Here is a 22,760-nt window from a genome sequence, read left to right as displayed (position 1 = left end):
ACGTATTCAAGCTTTGAAGTTACGAAAAGGTTTCATGTTTGTAAAGTGATCTCGATCTTGTTGTGAGAATTTTATTTTTTTGTGTTGCATACGCATGCAAAGGTGGTGTAAGTATAAAAAACACCCACCAGCTGAAGCGTCCGGAACAGGTGAAAAAAGGGGCTTTTTCGCGGTCCGTGAACAGAATGAACGTGAGTAAGTCGTTGATAAGGAAAACGGGGTAATGAAACGTAAGACTTTTGCAGCAGTCACATCTCAACAGGTCGCGCAGCTGGCGGGGGTATCGCAATCCGCGGTGTCGCGAACGTTCACGCCCGGGGCCAGCATTTCACCGGCAACACGTGAAAAAGTGCTGAAAGCGGCGCGCGAGCTTGGTTATCGTCCAAACGCGATAGCCCGGTCGCTCAACACGGCCCGCTCGCGCATTATTGGGGTGGTGATCTCTTACTTCGATAACCCCTTTTACTCGCAGGTGCTGGAGGCGCTGGCACAAAAGCTGGATACGCTGAACTATCACCTGCTGCTGTTTGTCGGCGACCGGGAAGGCAACGTCGACCGCATTTTCGACCAGATTATGCAGTACCGCGTGGACGGTATCGTGCTGGCATCGGTCACGTTGTCGCTGGAGTTATCCGAGGAGTGCCTCGCCGCCGGGATCCCGGTGGTGCTGTTTAACCGCAGCGAAGAGAGTGGGATGGCCTCCAGCGTCAACAGCAATAACGAGGCGGCGTCACGGCAGATAGCCGAGTTTCTGCTGGCGGGGGAGCATAAGCGTTTCGCCTACGTTGGCGGCGTGCCTGACTCCCCGGTCAATATCGCCCGTCAGCGCGGGTTTATCTCCACCTTGCACGAGCACGGCATCACCGATGTGCAGGTGGTGAATGGCAATTACGACGTTCAGCACACCACGCAGGCAGCCTATGCTCTGTTTTCGGCACCGCCTGTGCCGGATGCGGTCTTTGTCGCCAACGATCATATGGCCGTGACGGTGATGGATGTGGCGCGCTATGCGTTTGGCTTGCGCATTCCCGAGGAGGTGTCCGTTGTCGGGTACGACGACATCGGCCCCTCAGGCTGGCCCTCCTATGCATTGACCTCAGCATCACAGCCGGTGGGCGAAATGGTGGACGCCACGGTCGAGTTATTAATGAAGCAAATTGAAAGCGAAACCATAGAGCCTGAGCAGATTACGGTGCCCGGTACGCTGGTTATACGCCACTCAGCCCGCCGCCCGCGCAGTGGCGTTATCGAAAAAGATGGCTTATCGCTGTTCCAGACTAAGGAGCTCAAATGACCAGATTGCGGGGCTTCAGCCCACAGTTCGACTCCATCCAGCAGTTTATTTTGACGCTGACACACGTGGTATGGGAGCAAAAAGACATTGGTCAGCTGGCGGATTTTTACGCCACGCCAGTGGTATTTACCACCCCGGAAAAACAGCTGCATGAGCTGTCACAGTTTATGCGCCTCACCCTTGAGGCGATGCACAGTTTTCCGCAGCGCACCGTGCTGACCGAGGACATCCTCTGTAGCCAGAATCCGGGTGACGAGTACTATGCCGCTCAGCGCACCGTCGCGCGGATCCAGCATCAGGGGGAGGGCTTTTTTGGTCCGCCAACTGGCAAAAATGTCTGGGTACGTACGTGGGCCGATCGCATTTGCGTCGACGGAGCCGTGCGTCAGGAGTGGCTGCTGCAGGATCGCGCCGCCATCGTGTCGCAATTGGGGCTGGATATCCGCGAGTTTGCTTTTAACCTGGCGACCATGCGTCAGCAGCTTGGGCTGGAGTCTGTTTCCGCCGAGACGCTGGATGCGCGCTGGGCGGGAGGCCCAGAAGGCGATGATGTGGAAGGTGTACTTGCAGGCGTGGTGGAGCGCTACCTGACGATGTGGGCGGGCGGCAACAGCGGCGTGGTACCCGGTTTATACCACCCGGCGGCAACGCTCTATGCGCCCGGCCATTGCACCTGTACCGGTGAACAGGAGATCGGCGCACAGCTTTCCGGCTACCGCGCCTCGTTTGCCGACAGCGAAACGCAACTGCACCACCTGGTTGTGCGTAAAGATCCCAACGAGCCGGTTCGCATTTCATTGCGCTGGTCGCTGCTGACCTGGCATGACGGATACGGCAAGTTTGGCGCGCCGACGCGTAAACCTGTTTCAGTCACCGGTATTACCCAGCTTGAATTACGCGATGGGTTAATTTTCCGTGAATATTTAGGTATTGATGAATTAGCGATTTGGTCGCAAATATTTAATTAACGGGGCGGCAGCCTCCTTATTTCCGCTGCCAATACTCATCATTTTTAATTCACCCTCACTTACGGGTGCGGGTTCTTATACCCTAAATAATTCGCGTAGCCAACGCATCTGCAACGCGAAGTATGACGGGTATATTTTCTGAAAATAGAGCAGGAGTTTATATGTCTTCCACTGAAGCAACAAATAAAGCACCAGCCGTACCCGAAAAAAGCAGTGTGAAAGCGCTTAAAGAAGAGTCCGTATTACAGGTCGAGCGCCGTGATTTTGTCGATCTGGTGCCGGAGAATCGCCCGCGTGCGCAGTCATTAAGAGGCTTTGACGACTGCTATACCGATATCGTCGATTATATTGTTCGCTGCACCCATAAAATATGGGATGAGCGAGACGTGGGCTTAATTTATTCCCACTATACCCATAACTGCGTGCTTTATAACGCGCTGGGGACGTTATATAACCGCGAACAGGTGGTGCAGGATACATTGCAGCGCCTGGTTGCTTTCCCGGAACGCCGCGGCATGGCAACCCAGGTTATCTGGAACGGAAATGATGTCGACGGTTTTTATACCTCGCATCTGGTCACGGGAAGCGGGCGCCATACCCAGTACAGCCATTTAGGCAAACCGACCAACCGCACATTTGTTACCCGGACCGTGGCGGATTGCATGATCCACGAGAATAAAATTTATCGCGAGTGGGTGGTCAGCGACAACATGTCGTTAATGAAACAGCTTGGCCTGAACACCGATGAAGTCGCCTTTAATATGGCCAAAGAGCAGTTTGATAAAGGCTTCCGCGTGACGGATATCGGCGAAAACGGCCGCATGCTGGGGCAATATCCGCCGGAGATCGCGTGCGATGTTTCTCTTGCGCACAGCGATACGGAAGAGCAGTGCCTGCGCTGGCTGCATGAGATCTACAACCGCCGGATGTTCGGCAAAATCAAAGAGGTGTATGCCCCGAACGTGCAGTGGCACGGCCCGTTGATGAAAGAGCTGTACGGAACGGCGGCGGTGACCCACCAGACGCTGGCGCTGGTGGGTATGATCCCTGACGGCGCGTGGCTGCCGCAGCATATCTGCTCCAACCCTTGTGACGAGGGCGGCGTGAAGGTGGCGGTTCGCTGGATTATCGAAGGGCATCACCTGGGTTACGGCGAGCTGGGTAAACCGACCGGAGAACGACTGTTCGTGATGGGGATGTCGCACTACCACATCCTCAACGGGAAAATTGTTGATGAGTGGGTGGTTTACGATCACCTGGCGCTGCTGGCGCAAATCAAACTTGGCCAGATGGAGGATGCGTAAATGTTGAATGACGTAATCTGGATCAAGCATCCGCAGGGGCAGGATGCACAGGCCGATCGTTCGCTGACGGAGACGGTCAGCGGAATTATTGCGCGGGTAAAAGATGAAGGTGACGCGGCGCTAAGGGCCTATTCACAGCAGTTCGATAAGGTTGTGCCAGCCCAGTTCGAAGTGAGTGAACAGGAGATTGCCGAAGCACTTGCCGGTATGGACGCCCAGACGCGTCGCGACAGTGAATTTGCCATCAGTCAGGTGCGCCGTTTTGCCCAGGCGCAGCTGGCGACCATGCAGCCGCTGGAGGTCGAGACCCTGCCGGGCGTGCACCTGGGGCACCGGATCATCCCGGTGCAGACGGTGGGCTGCTACGTCCCCGGAGGACGCTATCCGATCCTCTCCGCGCCGGTAATGTCGATTGTTCCGGCGACGGTGGCGGGCTGCGAACAGATCATTGCCTGTCTGCCGCCGGGCGCGCATCCGGCGATGATCGCGGTGTGCCATCTGGCGGGCGCGCATCGCATCTTCAAAGTTGGCGGCGCGCAGGCGATTGCGGCCATGGCCTGGGGGACGGACAGCATACCGTCGGTGGATAAAATCGTGGGGCCAGGCAACGCCTTTGTTAACGAGGCGAAACGTCAGGTGTTTGGCAAAGTCGGCATTGATGCCCTCGCCGGGCCGAGCGAGATTTTCACCATAGCGGACGACAGCGCCGACCCGCGTATTCTGGCCGCTGATATGCTGGCCCAGGCAGAGCATGACGTACATACCCGCGTCGGGCTGGCGACGACCAGCCGGGAGATTGCCGAGCGTACGCTGGCTGAGGTTGAGCGCCAGTTGGCCAGCCTGCCCACGGCGGCAACGGCAGGCGAGGCGTGGCGTCGACAGGGGGAGATTGTACTTTGCGAAAACGAAGCGCAACTCATCGCTTTTGCTGACCATATGGCGACGGAACATCTGCAGGTGCATACCCGCGATCCGCACGCCACGGCGGCGAAGATCCGCAACTACGGCTCGCTGTTTATTGGGCAGAACGCCAGCGTGGTGTTCTCCGATAAATGCTGCGGGACCAACCACACGTTGCCAACCATGGCGGCGGCGCGCTATACCGGCGGCTTGTGGGTGGGGGCGTATGTCAAAATCTGCACCCATCAGTGGATTGATGAGCAGGGCATCCCGGCAATTGCGGAACCGGCGATCCGCCAGATCCGCACTGAAGGGATGCAGGGGCACCGGCGGGCGGCGGAGATCCGATTGCGTGCGCAGGACATCGACGCAATCACCTCAGGCATGCGGGATTAAATCAAAGACAGCGCCGGGCGACATGCGCCCGGCTTTTAGCACAGGAATTCTCACGCATGACCATGATGCGCCTGATACCACCGGAGGATTGCCCGGATGAAATCGCCCGACGGCTTGAGGCAATAAAACAGCAACCTGCGCTAAACGCCATCCTCGGCGTTAACCCCGACGTCATGCTACTGGCGGAGCGGTGCCAGCAGCAGCGTCATCGCGGAGAGCGTATCGGGCCTTTGCACGGGGTGCCGTTGATTATCAAGGATAATATTGCCTGCGCGCCGTTGCCTATTACCCTTGGCTGCCGGGCGCTGGCCTCGCTCAGGGCGACCTCAGACGCGCGGGTGATACAGCGTTTGCGCCGGGCCGGCGCCATTATTCTCGCCAGGGCCAATATGTCCGAGTTTGCATTTGACGTGCGGTCCCGAAGCTCGCTGGGCGGCGATGTGGCAAACCCGCTTCTCCCGTCGGTGACCGCCGGCGGTTCCAGCGGAGGATGCGCCGCCGCGGTGGCCGCTGGCATGGCAGATGGTGCGCTGGGAACTGACACCGGCGGCTCCATTCGTATTCCCTGTAGCTATACCGGGCTGGTGGGGCTGCGCCCAGCCTATCGCCGCGCGCAGCTGGACGGTGTGGCACCGCTCTCTCCCAGTAAAGATACCGTTGGGCCCATGGTTCACAGCGTGGAAGATGCGGCCATGTTGCACGCCATCATCCACGGTCTGCCGCCGATTCCGCTGCCGCCACGTTCGCTGAAAGGTGTGCGCTTCGGCGTGATAACCGCGTTGCAGGGAAGCGATGACGTGCAGTTGGCGGTCTGGAACCCGGCGCTGCATGCGTTGAGTCGGGCAGGGGCGACGCTGGTTGAGATAGCATTACCTTTTATGGATGAAGTCAGACAGGCGACGTGCCTGAGCCTGTCTGAATTTCGCGTGGCGATCGATCACTGGCTGACAAAACAGCCTGTTGCACCTGCCGGGCTGAAGCACATTGTCGACTCCGGCGCATTTTTGCCTGAGTTTGCACCCTTTCTCAGGCAGATGCTGACGTATAACACGCTCAAAACCCCGCTCTGGCTGGCGGGGCGGCGTTTTCAGCGCCAGCTGCGCCAGAACCTGTGCCATGTAGCGGAGGAGCTGCGGCTGGATGGATTTGTGTATCCCACGGTACAGCGGTTGCCGGACAGCATGGCGAAAATGCCGCCCGGCTGCGCGCCTGAGTTGTCCGCGATAAGCGGTCTGCCTGCAATAACCTTGCCCTGTGGCGTGAGCCGCAGTGGGCTGCCAGTGGGCATGGAGATTTTATCGGTGCAGGCGGAGGAGACGGGGTTGTTGGCGCTGGCGCGGGGTTGTGAGCGGGCGTTGGGTGGGAAGTGGTGAAAGGGTTAAGGTGCACACATTTCGTAGGGCTTGTGCCGTGCAGTCTTCAGGAGGTCTTCGGATAATTCTGATCATCACCGATCGAGAATTTTGGAAAAACGGACAACATAGTTAACACCGTTAACTATGTTATGTATCATACGCCTTCACATCATTGAAGGTCCTGGACTATGGAACAGTCAGAAATTCGTTCTTTCCGCGCAACATTGCGAGAAATGGTCAGAGAACTGGGTATGCTCAGCCGTAAAGCAAGTGGAACCGAGTTATCCCCTCTCCAGAGTCATATATTGATTGAACTCAGCAATCGTCCTGAGGGGTGTACCGATCTCGCCTCGAAGCTTTGCGTTGAGAAAGCAAGTATGAGCCGCACACTAAAGAATCTTAGTGATGAGGGATACCTGCTTAAAGAAAATGACGCCCAGGATGGCAGAGCCTCTCTGTACAGATTAAGCGACTCCGGAAAGCAACTCCTGTCTAAGCTTGAAGAAAACGCCGACAGGTTTGTTGTGGACGCTCTCGCATCATCATCTGAGGAAGAAATTCAGGTTTTACGTAAATCCTTACTGCACTTTTCAGGTAGTTTGCGTAATGCACGTCGCCAGCGTGAATCAAATATCGTTATCAGGCGTCTGGAGCCACAAGATAACGCCGCAATCGCAGATATTATCCGTAATAGCTTTCGTGAGAATAAAATCGATCATCTTGAGGGCGTAAGTCTCCATGATCCAGAACTCGATTCCTTAAGTGAAGCCTATAAGCATCCCGGTTCCGGATATTGGGTTGCTGAAGCAAATGGAATGATTGTCGGGGGAGCGGGACTCGCGTCACTGGACGGAGAAACTGGCATTTGCGAAATGCAGAAGTTATTTTTCAAAAGCGAAGTACAAGGAATGGGACTGGGCAGACGAATGATCGCTTTTATTCTTTCTCAGGCTTCAGTCATGGGATACCACGCCTGTTATCTTGAAACTCTTAAAGAGCTGAAGCATGCCGTGCGTCTCTACGAAGCTTTTGGATTCAAACATATTGCACGACTTGGCAATACCGGCCATGACAGCTGTGACATATACATGTTGAAAAAAATGTAGCAATCATCTTTTTGTATTTCTTTTTTGTATAAACCAAAGATGAATACCATCTGGTACCTGTTTCCTTAATTTGGTACCAGTACGTGTAGTGACGCCTTAAGGGTATGAACAACATATAACTACAGTCAGATTAACTGCGTTTTACATGGCAATACCGTCGCCAGTGAAGATGAATTTTCATCTCATTTATGGAGAGCGACTATTTAAATTATGGAGCAATTATCAATATGGTGGTCAGCTGTCTACCTTCTCTTAAACGTAAACATGGACTTTATATTGTACTTTTTATGCAGCCCGGACTGGCTACCGGAAGTGAAGTCAATATAAATGAACAAACCATGAATGCCAGAGAAAGTATATATCGCGCGTTACATGAAGGGCAAAATAGCCGTGAAGAAACTCTCGCACGGACAAGAGCGGGTGCAGGCGCAAAACTCGCACAGGTATTAGGGCAGGACGCTTCCGCCCAACGCATCAGCGCCGTAGGGGGAAGCATGGCCTCCGGACTCTTCAGTTCAGCCGTACAGCAAAGTCTTTCTTCTTTTGGTACAGCAAGAGTGAAGCTGAATTTAAGTAGCGCACATCTTGAAGGCAGTGAATTTGATTTTTTACTGCCCCTTTATGAAAACCGCAGCCATCTGTTTTTTTCCCAGACGGGAATAAGACGGATAGACGACAGGACCATGGCGAATCTCGGTATGGGTTATCGATTCTGGCCTTCTGACACCGCCATGTTCGGCGCCAATATGTTTTACGATTACGACGTCAGTCGCCAGCATAAGCGCCTTGGCACAGGTCTTGAGTATGCGCGCGATTTCTTTCGTGTTTCTGCTAATGGCTATTACCGGCTCAGCGACTGGAAACGCTCGCGCGATCTCACGGACTATCACGAACGCGTCGCTAATGGCTTTGATATCCGGACAGAGGCCTGGCTTCCTCGTTTGCCGCAGTTAGGCGGAAAAATCACCTGGGCGCGATATTATGGCGATCGGGTCGGCATTTTTGGCCCGGATGATCTTCAGAAAGATCCTCAGGTACTGACCCTTGGCCTGAATTACACACCTGTACCCCTGGCGGGCATTTCACTGCAAAAAACGGTTAACACGCGTGGCGGGGGCGACGAATTTTCCGTAGGGCTGAACTTCTCCTGGCAGTTTGGCTTGCCGCTCAAAACGCAGCTTGACCCGGACCGCGTTCGTTTTAACCGCACGCTGGCGGGCTCCCGCTATGACCTGGTGGACAGAAACAACGTTATTGTTCTGGAATATAAAAAGGATCGCCTGTTTAACGTGGCTCCGCATCACAAGGTTTCGGGCGTTGAAAGCAGCCAGCTCGCGCTAAACCTGGACATTTCTTCGCGCTATGCCGTGACCGGGATTGGCTGGCAGGGCGAGGCGTTCTTCGCCGCCGGTGGTGATATCACCTATGTAAACGGCGCCTACGTTATGGCTCTGCCCGAATGGCAAACAAACGGAAGTAATCATTACCAGCTGGAAGGACGCGCCATTGATGAAAAAGGCAATCTTTCAGCGCCGTTCCGCGTCGAGGTGGATGTTCTGCCGATGGATGTCAACATCTCGCTTGCGGGCGATCTGAAGGGCGAAGAGGGACAAACGCTGGCGATCGGCCTCAATGTTCGCACTACCGGCGCCATTGGCAAAGTTGACTGGAAGGCGCCTGAATTTCTTGCTGCCGGGGGCAAATTTATCCAGACGCGTGCTGCAAAAGCAGATAGCCTGAGCCTGAACTATAGTGCCGTTCTGCCTCCTTATAAGGCTGGCGGTGAAAACAGTTATCCCATTGAAGTGACGGTGAGTGACAGCGAGGGGAACATTTCTAACACCGCTTCAGCCCGAATCGTGGTTGAGCCTCGCTCTATTGTGCTCACCGTTCCGCCAGAGGTAGCGGGTAATGAGGGGGAGCGTATTGCGCTGCCGCTGACGATTGATGCAAGAACTCCCGTGACCCGGCTCGACTGGGAGGCGCCCGAGTTTATTGCCCGTGGGGGTAAAGTCAGCGTGGAAAAAGAAAAAGTCTGGCTGGCACTGCCTGCGTGGTCGGACGCGGGTTCCAACCAGTATGCCATTACCCTTACCGCAGGTGACGATCAGAATCACCGTTCCGCGCCGGTAACCGCCACTGTTTCAGTAGCTTCAGCGACCGTTAACCTTGTTCTTGATGAAAATCTGACGGGTAAATCAGGTGAGGAACTTGTCGTTACGCCGCAGGCCAGCGCCCAGTCCGGCATCGATCGCATCGAGTGGCAGGGTGAGGCATTTTTCAGCGCTGGCGGGAAAATCACGCAGGACGGCACGAATGCCTGGCGGTTCACCCTGCCTTTATGGAAAAAAGAGGGGACCAACCGTTATTCTGTGCGCGCTGTCGCATGGGATAAGTCTGGCCGTTCGTCGACACCGGTCACCCTGACGTTAGAGGTGCAGCCTGTCAGCATTGCCGTTTCGGCGCCCGGCACGCTGACAGGAACCGAGCAGGAGGCGGTGGATGCCACCCTGAACGTGGTGTCAGAAGGAACTACCGTAAGTGACGTCCAGTTCAGCGCGGAGGATTTCCTTGCCGCAGGCGGTAAAATTACCGGCACACTCCCTGACTATCATTTTGTCATGCCCGCATGGCAGGCAACGGGAAGCAACCACTACAGCATCACGGTTACCGGAAAAGACGCGCACGGCAATATCAGTGAACCGACGAAGATAAATATCGCCGTCAGTCAGGCCCCGTTCGTCATCACCGCGGATACGGCCGTCACGGGCTTTGAGGGCAGTACAACCGAGGTGACGCCAGAGGTTCAGAGTCTGTACGGTGTGGCGAATTACGAGATTGACGCTTCCGCCTTCAAATCCGCCGGCGGCACCATTACGGAGAAAGAGGGAAGCTTTAAGCTGACCCTGCCGGGCTTTGTCGTGGGCGGGGAAAACCGATATCCAGTAACGATACGGGCCGTCGATAAGAGAGGCCGGGTATCCTCACCGCTGGATTTGAACATCGTTGTTACCACCCGGCTTCAGGATGCGAGCGGCCAGTGCTCTGTTGTGGGTGGGGGCGAGGGTTATGCGAACCAGATTGATAAAGAGAGTGTGGATTATCAGGAAGCGACCGATTATACGACGCTTAAGGCGCTGGTTGATGCCGGAACGCCCTATATCTATATTCCGGGCGATGTTGAAATTGAATTACCGGTCACGAAAAATGCACTCTTTATAAAAAGCGGAACGACTATTTTCAGCGACCGCGGTTCTGACGGTAGCGAGGGTGCTCGTCTCAGCATTCCCTATTTGAGCGAACAAAATAATCAGTTCCCGATTATCGTTATGGACAGCAATACGCGAATGTCTGGCATTCGCTATGAGGGACCCTATAAAGGTACGCTGACTAAAAATACCACTATTGGTATCCAGACGGTGGAAGGCAGCCATAATGTTGAGGTGGATAATATGGAGCTCTGGGGATGGCCATGGGCAGCCGTGAGTGTGAAAAAATCGACAAATGTGCGGGTACATCACAGCTATATCCATGACAATATTAAATCTGAACTCGGTTATGGCGTTGTTGTTCAAAACGGTAATGCCACGGCGGAAGTTGCATGCAATCTTTTTAACAGCAACAGACATTCGATTGCCGGAAGCGGCAAGGCTGGAGAAGGATATGCGGCGCATCACAATTTGGTATTAAATGGTGGCGGGCGCGGCGCTTATCATCAGTTTGACATGCATAAATATCAGTCTGAAGGGGCCGGCGCGTTTATGGAGGTCACGCAAAACTGGTTTGACTATGGCCGCTACGGTACCAGCAATCGATCCTCAATTGGCGTGCGTGGTCAGCCATCGAGGGGGCCTATTACCGTGACCGATAACTGGTTCAGTCAGCCCTGGAAAAATGGAACCCAGTATGCAGTAGCGGGAGAATATGGCACCTGGGTTCCCACTGTTGAATCTATACTGGCGACCAATAAATTCAGCGTGAAGTTTAACTATCTAGAAAAGGGTAATAACCAGTGCGTGATTGACTGGCTAAGTTACAGCCAGAGCATTAACTGTTCGGCTGTAAATTAACCGTCAGGCAGTGGCATTCTCATCAGCGCGGGTACAGGTACGTCGCGAATATGGGGGAAAAGACACAGCGCTGAGTTAAAGATAAAACACAGGGGAAAATCCCCTGTGTTTTTTCATCCTGAATGTGGTGACTGGGGAAAACATTTTCCCTCTCAACTCGATGTGTAGTGCTACTCACAGTACATGACTATTCGTGAGGCTGTTACAGCACGCTGTAATTTCCTGCGCCTCACTCAGGCTTCTGAAGCGATAAAAATACAGTGTCTCTGCCGGGTACGTCCGACGTAGTCTGCTTCCTTGAGTTGAGCAGATTCGATTTTCTTGATCGATAGAAATATGTCTTGCCATTGCTGGGTTTTCATCGATTATGGCATCTCAACAACAATAATGCTTAAAGAGGAACCTAACAGGTTCGGATTTAATGAGTTGGCATCAGACTTCGCGGGACAAAATGCAGGCACAAAAAAGCCCGCAGGGCTTGTGCCATGCGGGCTCTTAGGACTTCATCGGATGACTCTGAAAATCACCGATGGAGAATTTTGGGCTGGCGTCCCTGTAACCAGATATCTATTTGATTGAATTTTCTAGATAACTGTTGTTTCTGACTTTATCTTTGGTTCTATAAAGGAACCTTAAATCGTAACGGCATGAACCCCTGAAAATAGTCCGTTGGCAAACTGTATCAAAAAATATCAAACCTCTTGGTTCAACTTCCTGATGTCATCTGAACTCATTTCATTGGTCTTCCTTTAACATGTCGATTACGTTAGCTACATACATTAAGTCTTCCGCCTGTTGGAGATTGTTATGAAAAACTGGTCAGTTGAGCATACGAGAGAGGTGAAGAAGTGGCTGGATATAGATACATATCGAGGATTCGAAGAGCTTCCGCTTATACACCTCTACCATGAATTGCTGGCAAGGACATTGTTCTTCAAACCATATCATGAAGAATTTGAAGCAAAAGCGGTCAGACTTTACATTGAGCGGATTTTCATCGGAAAACCGTTTCTTATTACAGAACAACATCTTGGATACCTCACAAGAGAAGATACCCTTTACCAGCCACCTCACTTCTATCTGACAACAACTGAAAGACTGGCGCAACTCAGTATTGTGGGGCTGCGAAATTCACTTTTCTTCTGGGAGGGAGGGGATGAGTACTCGGTTAACCGTGAACTCCTCGATAGCCCTGTTTCAGAAGCTCTCCCCAAGTTGTTCAGGGATACTGTCATGGTCGAAATCGATCTTGCAAACGGGACAGATGAAGAGATCGCTGAATCACTCAAAGCTGCGCTACCTCAATGGCGTAAAGTACGGGGCATCGAAGCCGATACATCTGATTCGATCAGGTTTGGCTATGGCACCATCAAGAAAATCATCAATTACAGACTCATTCCTATGATTGACATCCTGGTATGGTCAAAATTGCATAAAGTACGTATATCAGAAGACCGCCTTTCCCGCCTGTTGTATACAGATGACGATGATGAGATCAACACTCGCCTGAACCACCAAATCAGGGATACGGACAAACCACTTGCTTTGAAGGCGGCGAGTATACCTTTTATTCGCCAGTTTCATCTGTTCATCAACAAGAACAGCCATTTGAAAAAGATCAGAGTTTCAGAGGTGATGAAAATCTCAGATTCTGACTAAGGCTAACCTCTATTAGCTCTGGCGTTCTCAGCTTCTGTCTCTTTCTTGCTGATTCATTCGTATAGTCATTTCCATCAAAACGACACAAGAGGAAGCGACTATGAATCAGCACAATACCCGCCTTATTCGTTTACCAGAGGTTCTCAATCGAACCGGTTATGGTAAAGCCTGGATCTATCACCTAATCAGCAAAGGATGTTTCCCATCACCAGTAAAAATTGGATCTCGTGCAGTTGCTTTCATTGAAAGTGAAGTGGAAGAGTGGATTCAATTAACTATCGAGAATTCAAGAAAGCATGTTGCTTAAGAGGAATGTTGCTACATCGATCTTTTAACTTTTAATAATGTTAAGGAAATAAATTTAGATACCTTATAAGTTGACTGACTGAGTTTCAAAAAAAACGAGGTTTTGTAAAGTTTCAATCTAAAAAATTACTATATTTAACGTAATTCTTTACCTTTTTTCTGGCAGAGCTTTTGCTATAAGGTTTAGAGATGGTTTTCTTAATATCGGGTATGGATACTGGTAACTAGCCGTACCTGTTTATTTGACGTCAAATAAATTTTTTCAAGCCATTAATATATATACCAAATAAACTAAAGTCATTGTAAAAAATTTGAATTATTTTGAATTGGAATATATTTAATAAGTGAGAGTGATATTAATTTGTAAAGAATGAGGTCAAAATGGGATATAAAGTAAAGAAATTCATCATGAGTAATGGGGAGCGAGGATGCCTGATCCTTGATAAAAATAGTAATTTACCAGCTTACTATCAAAATCTATTTCTTACTACAGACATAAGAAATAGAGGCGCAACCGCCTCAACTATGGAAATAGTTGCAACTAACTTACTAATTTTTAGTAATTTTTTAGATAGTAGGAAAATTAATATAGTTGAGAGAATTGAGCTTAAAAAGTATCTCAGTGTTGCAGAAATAGATGATCTGGTAAGATATGCGAAACAAAGATTCGATAGACAAAGAATTATAAATATAAAATCAGCAAGTAATAATTTTATTGCGAAGAGAACCTTTAGTTATAGAGTACACGTTTTTTCACGCTACCTTAAGTGGTTATGTGGATTAGTTCATTCGTCAAAGGGTATTCATGCAAAGTATGAAGTAGAAGTATTTATTGAAAGTATCAGAGCACATATTCCAAGAAACAGTTCATTGAATATGAATGAAATATCTGAAAAATCGTTAAACGAAGAAGAGATCAATGTGCTTTTCCGTCTATTGGAAATTGGCGGGATTGAAAACCCTTTCCATAAGGAAGTACAGGTCAGGAACAGACTAATATTTACCTTGCTCTTAAATTTAGGTTTAAGGGCTGGAGAGTTGCTCAATCTTAAAATAGATGATTTTGATCTCAGAGACAACACTTTAAGTGTAGTCAGAAGACATGATTCAAAAGAAGATGGAAGATCTTATCAACCATTAGTAAAGACTGGAGAAAGGGTTATTCCGTTATCTGATGAGTTAGCCAGTGAAATTTTTGATTACATAAGCAATAGCAGGGAAAAAATGACAAAAAGGAAAAAGCATAATTTCTTATTGGTGGCTCATTGCACCGGAAAAAACGCAGGAGAACCCTTAAGCATTTCAGCTTATGAGAAGGTGATATCAACACTGAAACGAGCAAGTCCAAAGCTATATAATCTTTCAGGTCATAGGTTAAGGCACTCTTGGAATTATATGTATTCTAAAGGAATAGAAGGCGCTGAATTAGAATATAGTAGAAGGAAAGATTTAAGGAATTATCTAATGGGTTGGTCAAAGGAGTCAATCATGTGTGATAGATACAATTTTAAATATATATCCCAACAAGAGAAGGATGTCGTCCTAAAGGTCTATAAATCAGTAAGTAAAATAATTAGTGGGGTTTAATGTGGAAATCAAATGTATTGAAAGTGAGCAAATTTTTTTTGCTAAGATGAATAGATATAGTTTCAAACTGTCAGATAAGAAATGGCAACTTGATAAAGAAAACTGCGTATACCCTCATAAAGTTGTAGATATAATGCCTACAAAAATGAAACTTAGCTACTTAAAAACATTAGCTTACTATGCGTCTGAATATAGTTCTTTTTATATACAAAATATTAACACTCTATTTTATAAGTGGTTTGGTGCAATAACCATCGATACTATTGATGACAAAGCAATATATCAATTGAATGTTTATTTAGGTTCAGAAAGAAACTACAAACTAAACTTAATTAAGGCTTTCATCATTAAATGGAAAAATCTCAATTACCCTGGGGTAGAAGCGACTGCCATTAGAATGCTGGAGAAAATAAAAATCATTCCAAACCAAACAGGAGATGCAGTTAAAAGACGAGATCCAAATAAAGGACCTTTAACTGAAACGGAATTCAATAACATCATTAACGCCGTTGGAAAATTTTATCATGAGAAGAAAATTCAATGCTTTTTGTATTGTTATATCCTTTTGCTGGCAATAACAGGAAGAAGGCCATTACAATTAATATCTCTAAAAGCTAAAGATCTCATTAAAAATGAGAGAGGGTGCTTTTTGAATGTACCAAAAGTAAAACAAAGAAAATGTTTCAGAAAAGAATTTAACATGGTTATGATAGAACCGTTCTTATATGACAGCTTATCAATGCTAATTAATCAAAATCAGGCGTTTGTTGAAGATAAATTCAGTGTTGGGATTAGTAACTATAGAGGCGAATTACCAATCTTCATGAATTTAGATAAGATTACGGAAACAAAAAGGATTGAGGATTTTTTATATGATTTAACAACAGATTTTTTCCATATGAAAAATTCAGTTATGTCAAAACTATTAAAACACTTTCCGTCAAAATTCGATGTTAGGTCAGAAAGGACTAACAGCTATATAGAACTTAATGCTAGAAGATTCAGATATACGTTAGGAAGTCGACTGGCTAATGAAGGAGCCTCAATTGAGGTGATTGCTAAAGCGTTAGATCATAAATCAGTAAGCTCTTCTATGATATATATAAAAAATAATCCTGACAACGTTTATGACATCGATAAGAGACTAAGTGCGTTTTTTAACCCCTTATCTAATATACTTATGGGCATAGAGATTGAAGAAAACAAGAACTTTTTTATCAAGTATGTTTCAGATGCATTTTTCTTATTGGAAGATACGAAAGAGGATTTGAAATGTTTAACGTGTAAAAAATTCAATCCCTGGAGAGCATTATGAACAATATATTTATTTTTGAACCAAGCAATAAAAACAACCCTCACGATAATGTTATTAAGTTTATCGAGTTTTGTAAGAGTACTATTTCTAATAATAATTTAACAACTTCATGGGAAAGCAATAAATGGAAAGGTTTATATAGGTTTACTAAGTTTAACTCAAAAAACAACCTAAACAGCAGGGAGTGCTTAGATGTTAGCTTTATTAATTTTGCTAAAGCATATATGTTGCATGTGCATTCATTCAATAAATCTAAGACGAAACACTCAACATTATCAATGTTGAAGATTGTCGAATTCGTTTTACTTAAAATCAATATGGAAGCTAATGTAAACTATTGCAACAATTCAATCTTTGATGAATGCATAAGGATAGCCTCTGAAAAGTATTCTAAAGCACATGCATTTGCTATTGGGAAAGAACTTGAGAAATTGAGTTCATTTTTAAATGATAATAGGATGACTAACTCATTTTATTTATTTTGGGTAAATCCAATTAGGTATAGGATTACTCAGTCTTGGACTGGTTATGATTCTTCACTGGAAGGCCATTCTAGATTGCCTGATATCAAATCAGTTATTGCGATTGCTGAGATTTTTTCAAAGCGGGATGAACAATTATCGTCAAGAGATATATTTACTACATCTGTGCTTGCTTTACTTATGTGTGCACCGAGTAGGATATCGGAAATTTTAGCTTTGCCAGCGGATTGTGAAATCACAGAATGTGATAGAAAGGGCATTCAAAGATACGGTTTAAGATTTTTTTCAGCAAAAGGGTATGAAGGCAATATAAAATGGATTCCAACTTTAATGATACCTGTAGCTAAAAAGGCTATTAGCAGATTAAAAGAATTATCAAGTCAAGCGAGGTTATTGGCTGCTGAAATTCAAAAGAATTACTCTAATTCAACGAAGGGAACCCTTAAAGAAAATATACCTCCTGATCTCTTTTGGTATGATAGAGAGAAGAAAATCAAATATTCTAATGCGCTTTGCTTGTTAACTGAAGGACAGTTAAATCAAAATAAAAAGGAAATGTCAGATAAATTATTCAGACCTACAACGAATTTTTTTAAAACTGATATCGTTGATTCTGATTATATAAAAGGGTATTTTAATGTTTTTAAAAGACATGGTTATATAAATGAAGATGGTAGCCCATATTTGCTAAGAACACATCAACTGAGGCATCTTCTCAACACATTTGCTCAAATAAATGGTATGGATGAATTTAGTATTGCTCGCTGGTCTGGACGTAAGCTTATTTCTCAAAATGTTTCTTATGACCACAGATCGCATCTTCAAATGTCTAAAGTAATAAGAGAGCAAAAGTTATCAGTGTGTATTAATAAGCACAGAATAAAGGATATTCCAGTGGTGGATCTTAATGAGTTTGATTCACTTAGTAGTGGTGCATTACTTGTATCAAAATATGGCTACTGCAAGCACTCATATGCGTTTAAGCCGTGTGAACATTATCCGATTGAGAATTCTGGTTTAGATAACGAAACGATTTCAAACATTCACGATAAAATTTTAAAAAGAACACTGTATGATAAAAATGATGGGAACATAAATGCTGATAGATGGTATGAATTCCATAAGAGAATAAAAAAAGGAGAATAAATGGCTAAGCATATAAATGGTTATCATGAGAAGAAGATTGTTGATGTTATTAACACATGGTCTATAGATGAAAAACTAACCTGGGATGCTTTGTGCGACAGGTTAGTAAGGATTATTGGGAAAAGACCATCAAGACAATCCTTAAGTAGTCATGTAAGGATTGCAGAAAGCTTCAGTGTGAAAAAAGCCACTATCAAATCTGGTGAAATACACACTGTAAAACCTGCTAATTTAAAAGTGGCTTCTCAACGAATTAGAAGACTTGAAGCAGAAAATGAAGCTTTGAAGGCATTAAATGAACGCTATTTAGAACAGTTCAAAGTATGGCTTTATAATGCTCACCTTAAACAAATAACGATTGAAGAACTTAATAATCCGTTACCTGCAAAATACCTTTAATAGAATTGATAGGTTTTAGCTATTGACATGGTAAAATATTATGTTATTTATTTTCTTGTCAGGACGACAAAATTTCACTATTGCAAGGATGCATATTATGGATAAAACAAATATTAACTTAATGGAAAGGTATCTACTTCTGCTTGATCGATTCGTTGATAAACTCGCTGAATCAGGTTTCTCGGAGCAACGAATTATAGAACAATCATATCTTTTTTGTGCAGGATTTTATATCAAATACCAAGGTGGTATCGAAAAAATGACCTTCTCCAACAGGGAGGTTGTTTTAACCTTTCTGCTACTTTCATATTATAGTCATATAAATAAACTGGATGATGATTTGATCAATAAAGAGCGTATGAAGCATGTATGCTCTTCATTGATTAACTTTATAGTCAGTAATGGTAGCCGAACAGAGAAAGTCTATGCTAATGAGAAAAGGAAATATGATGCTTCGACCCTAAAAAGATCGTTATCCATCAAAGAGAAGAAAAGAAAATATGGATTGTAATTATTTTAAAAGCCCGTAGTAGGAATCTACGGGCTAACTCTTTGTTGCTTATATTTTTTTATTTTTTTACTAAATCGATAAGATTTCTGATTTCATGATCAAATCTAGCGCTTCTTCTTTTAATCCATTTGATACAAACGAAGCTTCCGATCCTTGATAGGAAATATGTGAGCCACATATACTTGTGCTCATCCCACACATATCCATCTTTAAAGCCCCAAGGCAATGTGAGAAATGAAATAAGTGCAGCAGCACAAAGTAAAATGAAAACAATAGAGAATAGTTTCGAAACAGGCATTGCTCTGTAATACGATGCTGTAGAAGCATTATGGAACAGCATTGTCAGAAAAGCGGGGATGACAACTTTTTTCCTGTTTAAGTTTACTTCATGTGCTCCCGTGTTCTTATTAACGATAAGTGCATCTTTATACACATTATACGAACCATCCTCACTATACTGGCGAAGCTCGTATTTATAAATAGTGTGTGAACTTCTGAAGGGGATACCATAGTCGGAAATCTGCTTCTCATCCCCAGCGTCGGTTTTTACCCAGATCTGATTATTGCTTGGGTTGGAATTAATGATAGTGCCAGAGAAAGTCTTAACAAACGTGTAAGTTTCACCAAACAGATCAAACTTTGAGGCTGTAATCTCTGCTTTCCGGCGATCAGAAAGACCAACATTGACTTCTTCATTGCGGCGTTTCGTGGTGGAGATGCTCATACAAGTTCCTTTGTGTTAGATGTTAAATTCATATTCGATGTATGAAGAAATCAGGGACTACAGATGAGATGGTATCTGCCATTTCAAAACCTGCATGTTAGTTGAATACGTAAATAGGCTAGTTAAATCAGTCTGTTATATTCTTTGGTGTGAAATCACATTTTGACTGGGTTTACAGGAAAGGCAAATCACTTGTACCGATCGATTAAAGATTAATGATAGATGTAGGCTATCAACAAAAGAATATCGATCGGTATAAACGATCAATTTATTGACCTGTATCTATCAAAAAGGCTTGCCAGCCTTACATCGAAAGCGAAGCTCTTCTGGATTGAGGTGCTGATTCAATGAGATTTTTTTGGGGGAGAGGCGTAATCTCTACCATTCTCACGCTAGTGATGGTTTTGTGTTTTTGAGGGCGTTTAAGGGTTGGGATTTTGAGGTTTTTGAAGATGGTAATAATGGTATTGAAATAGGGGATGGTCTCTAACCATCTGAACGTTGAAGCCCTATAGCTTCGCTTGGGCGCTACTTTTAACGTTTCGGTTGCTATCGCTTCTTTGTTAGTTGCAACAGCTTCTGGGAGAAGCGCTTCGACAGAAGCGATAGAGTATTCGTCCTGACCAGCAGCTCGTTTATCGAGGATAAGTGCTTCTATGGGGCGGTTAGCATATTCTGTCATGATTTCAGGAGCATCTGTAGTTATGGCCATATCATGAGTTGCACTAACAGATGTTTCTCTGACAGAGGATTTCAGTTTAAACAGGAAAGCATTATCGCGTTCCGGCTGATAATCGAGTTTGTCCTGTAAAGCCGTCCAGGAATAGCCTTTGCCAAGCTGAGATGCTTTGAAAGCAATCCCGTCGTATTCGAATGAGAAGCCGTTCATGCGTCCAGTAGAAGCGATGTTCGGGATTGCTCTGATGTTTTGTGCGACAAGCTGATGCACAAACTCAGTGGTTGACGGTTTATCGGCAAGGAGTACTTCCAGAGCGTTTTGGATGATGGTTTTCGGGCATAGCTCACCAGTCCTTTTCTCCATCATCAGTTCATTACGGGATTTTTTGAGCTTCGGTTTAGGTGAGGGCGCTGCTGGAGATGCTTTCGATCCTTTGGTTCTTGTCAGATTGTAATCTCTTTCAAGTTGCTGAATTATTCTCGTGCTTGCCAGGTTCTCATTCCTGCCGAGGTAGAGCTTTCCGGCATCAAGAGACACTCTGCTGGCGATGATATGGATGTGCTGGCCATCTTCGTCGTCATGTAGGACGTAGCATCTGAGATGCGTTTCAGAGAAGCCCATACGCTTCATGTAGTCATCAGCGATGATTGCCCATTCTGAATTTGTTAACGCTTCGTTCTTCGGCAAACGAAGCGAATTGTGCCATACCGCTTTAATGACTTCTGGACGAAGCGCTTTAGTCGCATTGAATTCTGCAATCAACTCTCCGACATCGCTTCCATCCATGTTCCCGCCAATCACTATCGGATCTTTTTTATGATGAGAAGCTGGTTTTAATGCGTAAAGCACTACACCAGCGAAGCTCTTACCCCTGCGGATTTTTTGCATTCCCTTCATTGGCAGACCTTTACAGGCCAGCGGTAATTAAATGCAAGCGAAGCTCTGAGACATGACGCTTTACGGCGAAGAGTTCAGTTTGCGTCAGAGAGCTTTCATAGCTCTTGCTATCAAGGTGAGCCACAAGCTTGTTCAGCTTCTGCGAAATCTCACCAAGGGTTTTCCAGGCTTCAATATTGATAGCTGGAACGACAGCAGGAAGTTTATTAAGTAAAGATAAGCGAAGCCACTCGCCTTTACGATGACTGCCACGTTTCTCATTGAGAAGCGTTAGCTCTTCATCATTTAATCTGACACTGACGCAATGAGAACGAAGCTGATTGTGTGAGAGCTTCGCTTCGTTAACGCTTCCATTACGGGAATGTTTACTCACAACGATCTTATTAAAAGTATTATTTTCGACCATATGAACTCCTTTTCATATAAATAAATTAAGCATACTCCTTATGCTTAATTTATTTATATGATAGATGCGAATAATGTCAATGCAGTGTGTTGATTTTGCTTTTAATTTTTTTTAACCGAAGGGCGAAAAAAACAAGGGGAACTCGAAGAAGCAGCGTAGCGCTTCGATGAGTTAGCCCTTGCTCTAAAAATCAGAATATTAATCTATTAACTAATAATTCATATACTATTTCTTTGATGCAGTTATCGTCAGCATCGGGATAACATTCTTTTCGTATAACTTCTATATCTTCCTGCGAAAGTTTATTCAGGATTTCATCTTTTTTGAAATTAGGTTTAGGATCATTTTTAATATTGTTAAAGTTATTATTAAACACTTCGTAAATGATAAAAAAGGCCTTTGCGAATAACATCATTCCTTTATCAAAAGTTGCCAAAGGGACAGCTATGTAAGGCTCTGCCCTACCTAACATAGTTATAATCGCCTCTTTTATTTCAGATGGAAGGTGCAAAGTGTGAAAAATAATATAACAATCCATGTAAACGTTATATGCGATTTTAAGTTTTTTCTTTTGTTCTGCACTATCATACTGCTGTTGTTTTAAAAATGTAGCAGGAGTGTTATTTATGTCTCTTTTGTTTCTGTAAGCATAAAATAATGCAGTGTGAACTAAAAACGGATTGATCAAATGTTGCTTTGAAATGGGACCAAAACTTAGGAAGAGTTCAATGATTTTTCTCAAGTTGGCATCTTTCATTTCATATATTTTTTTTAGAAATTGAATTCCACTATTATGGATATCCTTCGATGGATGATTAAAGGCATCTAAAAAGCTTTTCGTAAATTCATGACGCTGGAATTTATATCCAAAATTAACCAGTCGATCCTTGGTTATATATGAGTAATGTATGTATTTTTTTATTTCATCATCAAATGATGATGAATTTCCTTCCAAAGCGGCATAGTTTGCTGTCATCTCATAGCCATGCAATCTGGCGAATTTGCTTGACCAGAACTTGCATAGAAGGTCTGTGCAGCAATTGCTATCTAATGATATTAACGTTTTCCTGTTGTTAAATTCTTCTCGGTAGTCATCAAAGTTATATATTTTCCTTCTCATAACTTCAATAAGGTATAAATTTTTATTGCGCATTTGAATCCCTTTTTTAACTTATGCTTAAAAATATTTTTAATCATCAAAGAAACTACAATTTTAAATGTGTAGTTATTGTTTGTCTATCGAATAAGTATATCTG

General features: G+C 45.4%; 18 protein-coding genes. 14 read left to right on the top strand and 4 right to left on the bottom strand.

All coding sequences use genetic code 11. From position 1 onward, the window contains the following. Positions 1–223 precede the first annotated feature (223 nt). The 14 genes from FFS28_RS13345 (at position 224) to FFS28_RS13280 (ending at position 18,798) form a co-directional block, all read left to right on the top strand. The gene (locus FFS28_RS13345) at positions 224–1,294 is read left to right on the top strand and encodes a LacI family DNA-binding transcriptional regulator (protein ID WP_006178073.1); all 1,071 of its coding nucleotides are present in this window, start codon (positions 224–226) and stop codon (positions 1,292–1,294) included. Next, a complete protein-coding gene (locus FFS28_RS13340) occupies positions 1,291–2,262 on the top strand; it encodes a nuclear transport factor 2 family protein (protein WP_058608452.1) in 972 nt (323 codons plus the stop codon). The genes FFS28_RS13345 and FFS28_RS13340 overlap by 4 nt, the downstream gene beginning before the upstream one ends. Positions 2,263–2,423: 161 nt before the next feature. Further along, positions 2,424–3,566, top strand: coding sequence for a nuclear transport factor 2 family protein (locus FFS28_RS13335; RefSeq protein WP_137849780.1), 1,143 nt, complete (start codon positions 2,424–2,426; stop codon positions 3,564–3,566). Further along, positions 3,567–4,862 carry a histidinol dehydrogenase gene (gene hisD, locus FFS28_RS13330; protein ID WP_137849779.1) on the top strand — a complete coding sequence of 432 codons (1,296 nt, stop codon included), beginning with the start codon at positions 3,567–3,569 and terminating at the stop codon, positions 4,860–4,862. It abuts the gene before it with no gap. Between the two features lie 62 nt (positions 4,863–4,924). Further along, positions 4,925–6,235 (top strand): amidase family protein, encoded by a 1,311-nt coding sequence (locus tag FFS28_RS13325; RefSeq protein ID WP_137849924.1) that lies wholly within the window; start codon positions 4,925–4,927, stop codon positions 6,233–6,235. 170 nt (positions 6,236–6,405) lie between these two features. Beyond that, positions 6,406–7,323 (top strand): bifunctional helix-turn-helix transcriptional regulator/GNAT family N-acetyltransferase, encoded by a 918-nt coding sequence (locus tag FFS28_RS13320; RefSeq protein WP_137849778.1) that lies wholly within the window; start codon positions 6,406–6,408, stop codon positions 7,321–7,323. 188 nt (positions 7,324–7,511) lie between these two features. Continuing rightward, complete coding sequence (locus tag FFS28_RS13315; RefSeq protein ID WP_137849777.1) at positions 7,512–11,393, top strand: inverse autotransporter beta domain-containing protein; 3,882 nt, start codon at positions 7,512–7,514, stop codon at positions 11,391–11,393. An 807-nt stretch (positions 11,394–12,200) separates the two neighbouring features. After that, positions 12,201–13,052 carry a DUF6387 family protein gene (locus FFS28_RS13310; RefSeq protein WP_137849776.1) on the top strand — a complete coding sequence of 284 codons (852 nt, stop codon included), beginning with the start codon at positions 12,201–12,203 and terminating at the stop codon, positions 13,050–13,052. Between the two features lie 100 nt (positions 13,053–13,152). Next, positions 13,153–13,359, top strand: a complete 207-nt coding sequence (locus FFS28_RS13305) for a helix-turn-helix transcriptional regulator (RefSeq protein WP_010616890.1) — start codon at positions 13,153–13,155, stop codon at positions 13,357–13,359. A 380-nt stretch (positions 13,360–13,739) separates the two neighbouring features. Further along, positions 13,740–14,945, top strand: a complete 1,206-nt coding sequence (locus tag FFS28_RS13300; protein WP_137849775.1) for a site-specific integrase — start codon at positions 13,740–13,742, stop codon at positions 14,943–14,945. Between the two features lies 1 nt (position 14,946). Then, a complete protein-coding gene (locus FFS28_RS13295; protein WP_137849774.1) occupies positions 14,947–16,260 on the top strand; it encodes a tyrosine-type recombinase/integrase in 1,314 nt (437 codons plus the stop codon). Next, the gene (locus FFS28_RS13290; protein ID WP_137849773.1) at positions 16,257–17,888 is read left to right on the top strand and encodes a DNA-binding protein; all 1,632 of its coding nucleotides are present in this window, start codon (positions 16,257–16,259) and stop codon (positions 17,886–17,888) included. Before FFS28_RS13295 ends, FFS28_RS13290 begins: the two co-directional genes overlap by 4 nt. Beyond that, entirely contained in the window at positions 17,889–18,287 is a 399-nt protein-coding gene (locus FFS28_RS13285) for a hypothetical protein (RefSeq protein ID WP_134900905.1), read from the top strand. A 97-nt stretch (positions 18,288–18,384) separates the two neighbouring features. After that, positions 18,385–18,798 (top strand): hypothetical protein, encoded by a 414-nt coding sequence (locus FFS28_RS13280; RefSeq protein WP_137849772.1) that lies wholly within the window; start codon positions 18,385–18,387, stop codon positions 18,796–18,798. 58 nt (positions 18,799–18,856) lie between these two features. Here FFS28_RS13280 and FFS28_RS13275 read toward each other — a convergent pair whose 3' ends face one another. The 4 genes from FFS28_RS13275 to FFS28_RS13260 all read right to left on the bottom strand — a co-directional run bounded on the left by FFS28_RS13275 (position 18,857) and on the right by FFS28_RS13260 (position 22,657). Further along, positions 18,857–19,522 carry a hypothetical protein gene (locus FFS28_RS13275; protein ID WP_137849771.1) on the bottom strand — a complete coding sequence of 222 codons (666 nt, stop codon included), beginning with the start codon at positions 19,520–19,522 and terminating at the stop codon, positions 18,857–18,859. 304 nt (positions 19,523–19,826) lie between these two features. Continuing rightward, on the bottom strand, positions 19,827–21,098 hold the full coding sequence (locus tag FFS28_RS13270) for a relaxase/mobilization nuclease domain-containing protein (RefSeq protein WP_137849770.1): 1,272 nt from the start codon (positions 21,096–21,098) through the stop codon (positions 19,827–19,829). Between the two features lie 10 nt (positions 21,099–21,108). Then, the gene (locus FFS28_RS13265; RefSeq protein ID WP_137849769.1) at positions 21,109–21,504 is read right to left on the bottom strand and encodes a hypothetical protein; all 396 of its coding nucleotides are present in this window, start codon (positions 21,502–21,504) and stop codon (positions 21,109–21,111) included. A 190-nt stretch (positions 21,505–21,694) separates the two neighbouring features. Beyond that, positions 21,695–22,657 carry a hypothetical protein gene (locus FFS28_RS13260; protein ID WP_049288041.1) on the bottom strand — a complete coding sequence of 321 codons (963 nt, stop codon included), beginning with the start codon at positions 22,655–22,657 and terminating at the stop codon, positions 21,695–21,697. Positions 22,658–22,760: the final 103 nt, after the last annotated feature.

The organism is Enterobacter sp. 2VL, from assembly GCF_005503595.1.
GTDB classification, from domain to species: domain Bacteria; phylum Pseudomonadota; class Gammaproteobacteria; order Enterobacterales; family Enterobacteriaceae; genus Enterobacter; species Enterobacter cancerogenus.
This window is presented reverse-complemented; position numbering and strand designations above follow the sequence as displayed.

Bases quoted from the DNA above. Each gene is read 5' to 3' on its own strand.
- FFS28_RS13300 (WP_137849775.1), top strand. From the start codon at position 13,740: ATGGGATATAAAGTAAAGAAATTCATCATGAGTAATGGGGAGCGAGGA.
- FFS28_RS13325 (WP_137849924.1), top strand. From the start codon at position 4,925: ATGATGCGCCTGATACCACCGGAGGATTGCCCGGATGAAATCGCCCGA.
- FFS28_RS13315 (WP_137849777.1), top strand. From the start codon at position 7,512: ATGGAGAGCGACTATTTAAATTATGGAGCAATTATCAATATGGTGGTC.
- FFS28_RS13305 (WP_010616890.1), top strand. From the start codon at position 13,153: ATGAATCAGCACAATACCCGCCTTATTCGTTTACCAGAGGTTCTCAAT.
- FFS28_RS13260 (WP_049288041.1), bottom strand. From the start codon at position 22,657: ATGCGCAATAAAAATTTATACCTTATTGAAGTTATGAGAAGGAAAATA.
- FFS28_RS13320 (WP_137849778.1), top strand. From the start codon at position 6,406: ATGGAACAGTCAGAAATTCGTTCTTTCCGCGCAACATTGCGAGAAATG.
- FFS28_RS13275 (WP_137849771.1), bottom strand. From the start codon at position 19,522: ATGAGCATCTCCACCACGAAACGCCGCAATGAAGAAGTCAATGTTGGT.
- FFS28_RS13265 (WP_137849769.1), bottom strand. From the start codon at position 21,504: ATGGTCGAAAATAATACTTTTAATAAGATCGTTGTGAGTAAACATTCC.
- FFS28_RS13310 (WP_137849776.1), top strand. From the start codon at position 12,201: ATGAAAAACTGGTCAGTTGAGCATACGAGAGAGGTGAAGAAGTGGCTG.
- FFS28_RS13340 (WP_058608452.1), top strand. From the start codon at position 1,291: ATGACCAGATTGCGGGGCTTCAGCCCACAGTTCGACTCCATCCAGCAG.
- FFS28_RS13335 (WP_137849780.1), top strand. From the start codon at position 2,424: ATGTCTTCCACTGAAGCAACAAATAAAGCACCAGCCGTACCCGAAAAA.
- FFS28_RS13345 (WP_006178073.1), top strand. From the start codon at position 224: ATGAAACGTAAGACTTTTGCAGCAGTCACATCTCAACAGGTCGCGCAG.
- FFS28_RS13270 (WP_137849770.1), bottom strand. From the start codon at position 21,098: ATGAAGGGAATGCAAAAAATCCGCAGGGGTAAGAGCTTCGCTGGTGTA.
- hisD (WP_137849779.1), top strand. From the start codon at position 3,567: ATGTTGAATGACGTAATCTGGATCAAGCATCCGCAGGGGCAGGATGCA.
- FFS28_RS13280 (WP_137849772.1), top strand. From the start codon at position 18,385: ATGGATAAAACAAATATTAACTTAATGGAAAGGTATCTACTTCTGCTT.
- FFS28_RS13285 (WP_134900905.1), top strand. From the start codon at position 17,889: ATGGCTAAGCATATAAATGGTTATCATGAGAAGAAGATTGTTGATGTT.
- FFS28_RS13290 (WP_137849773.1), top strand. From the start codon at position 16,257: ATGAACAATATATTTATTTTTGAACCAAGCAATAAAAACAACCCTCAC.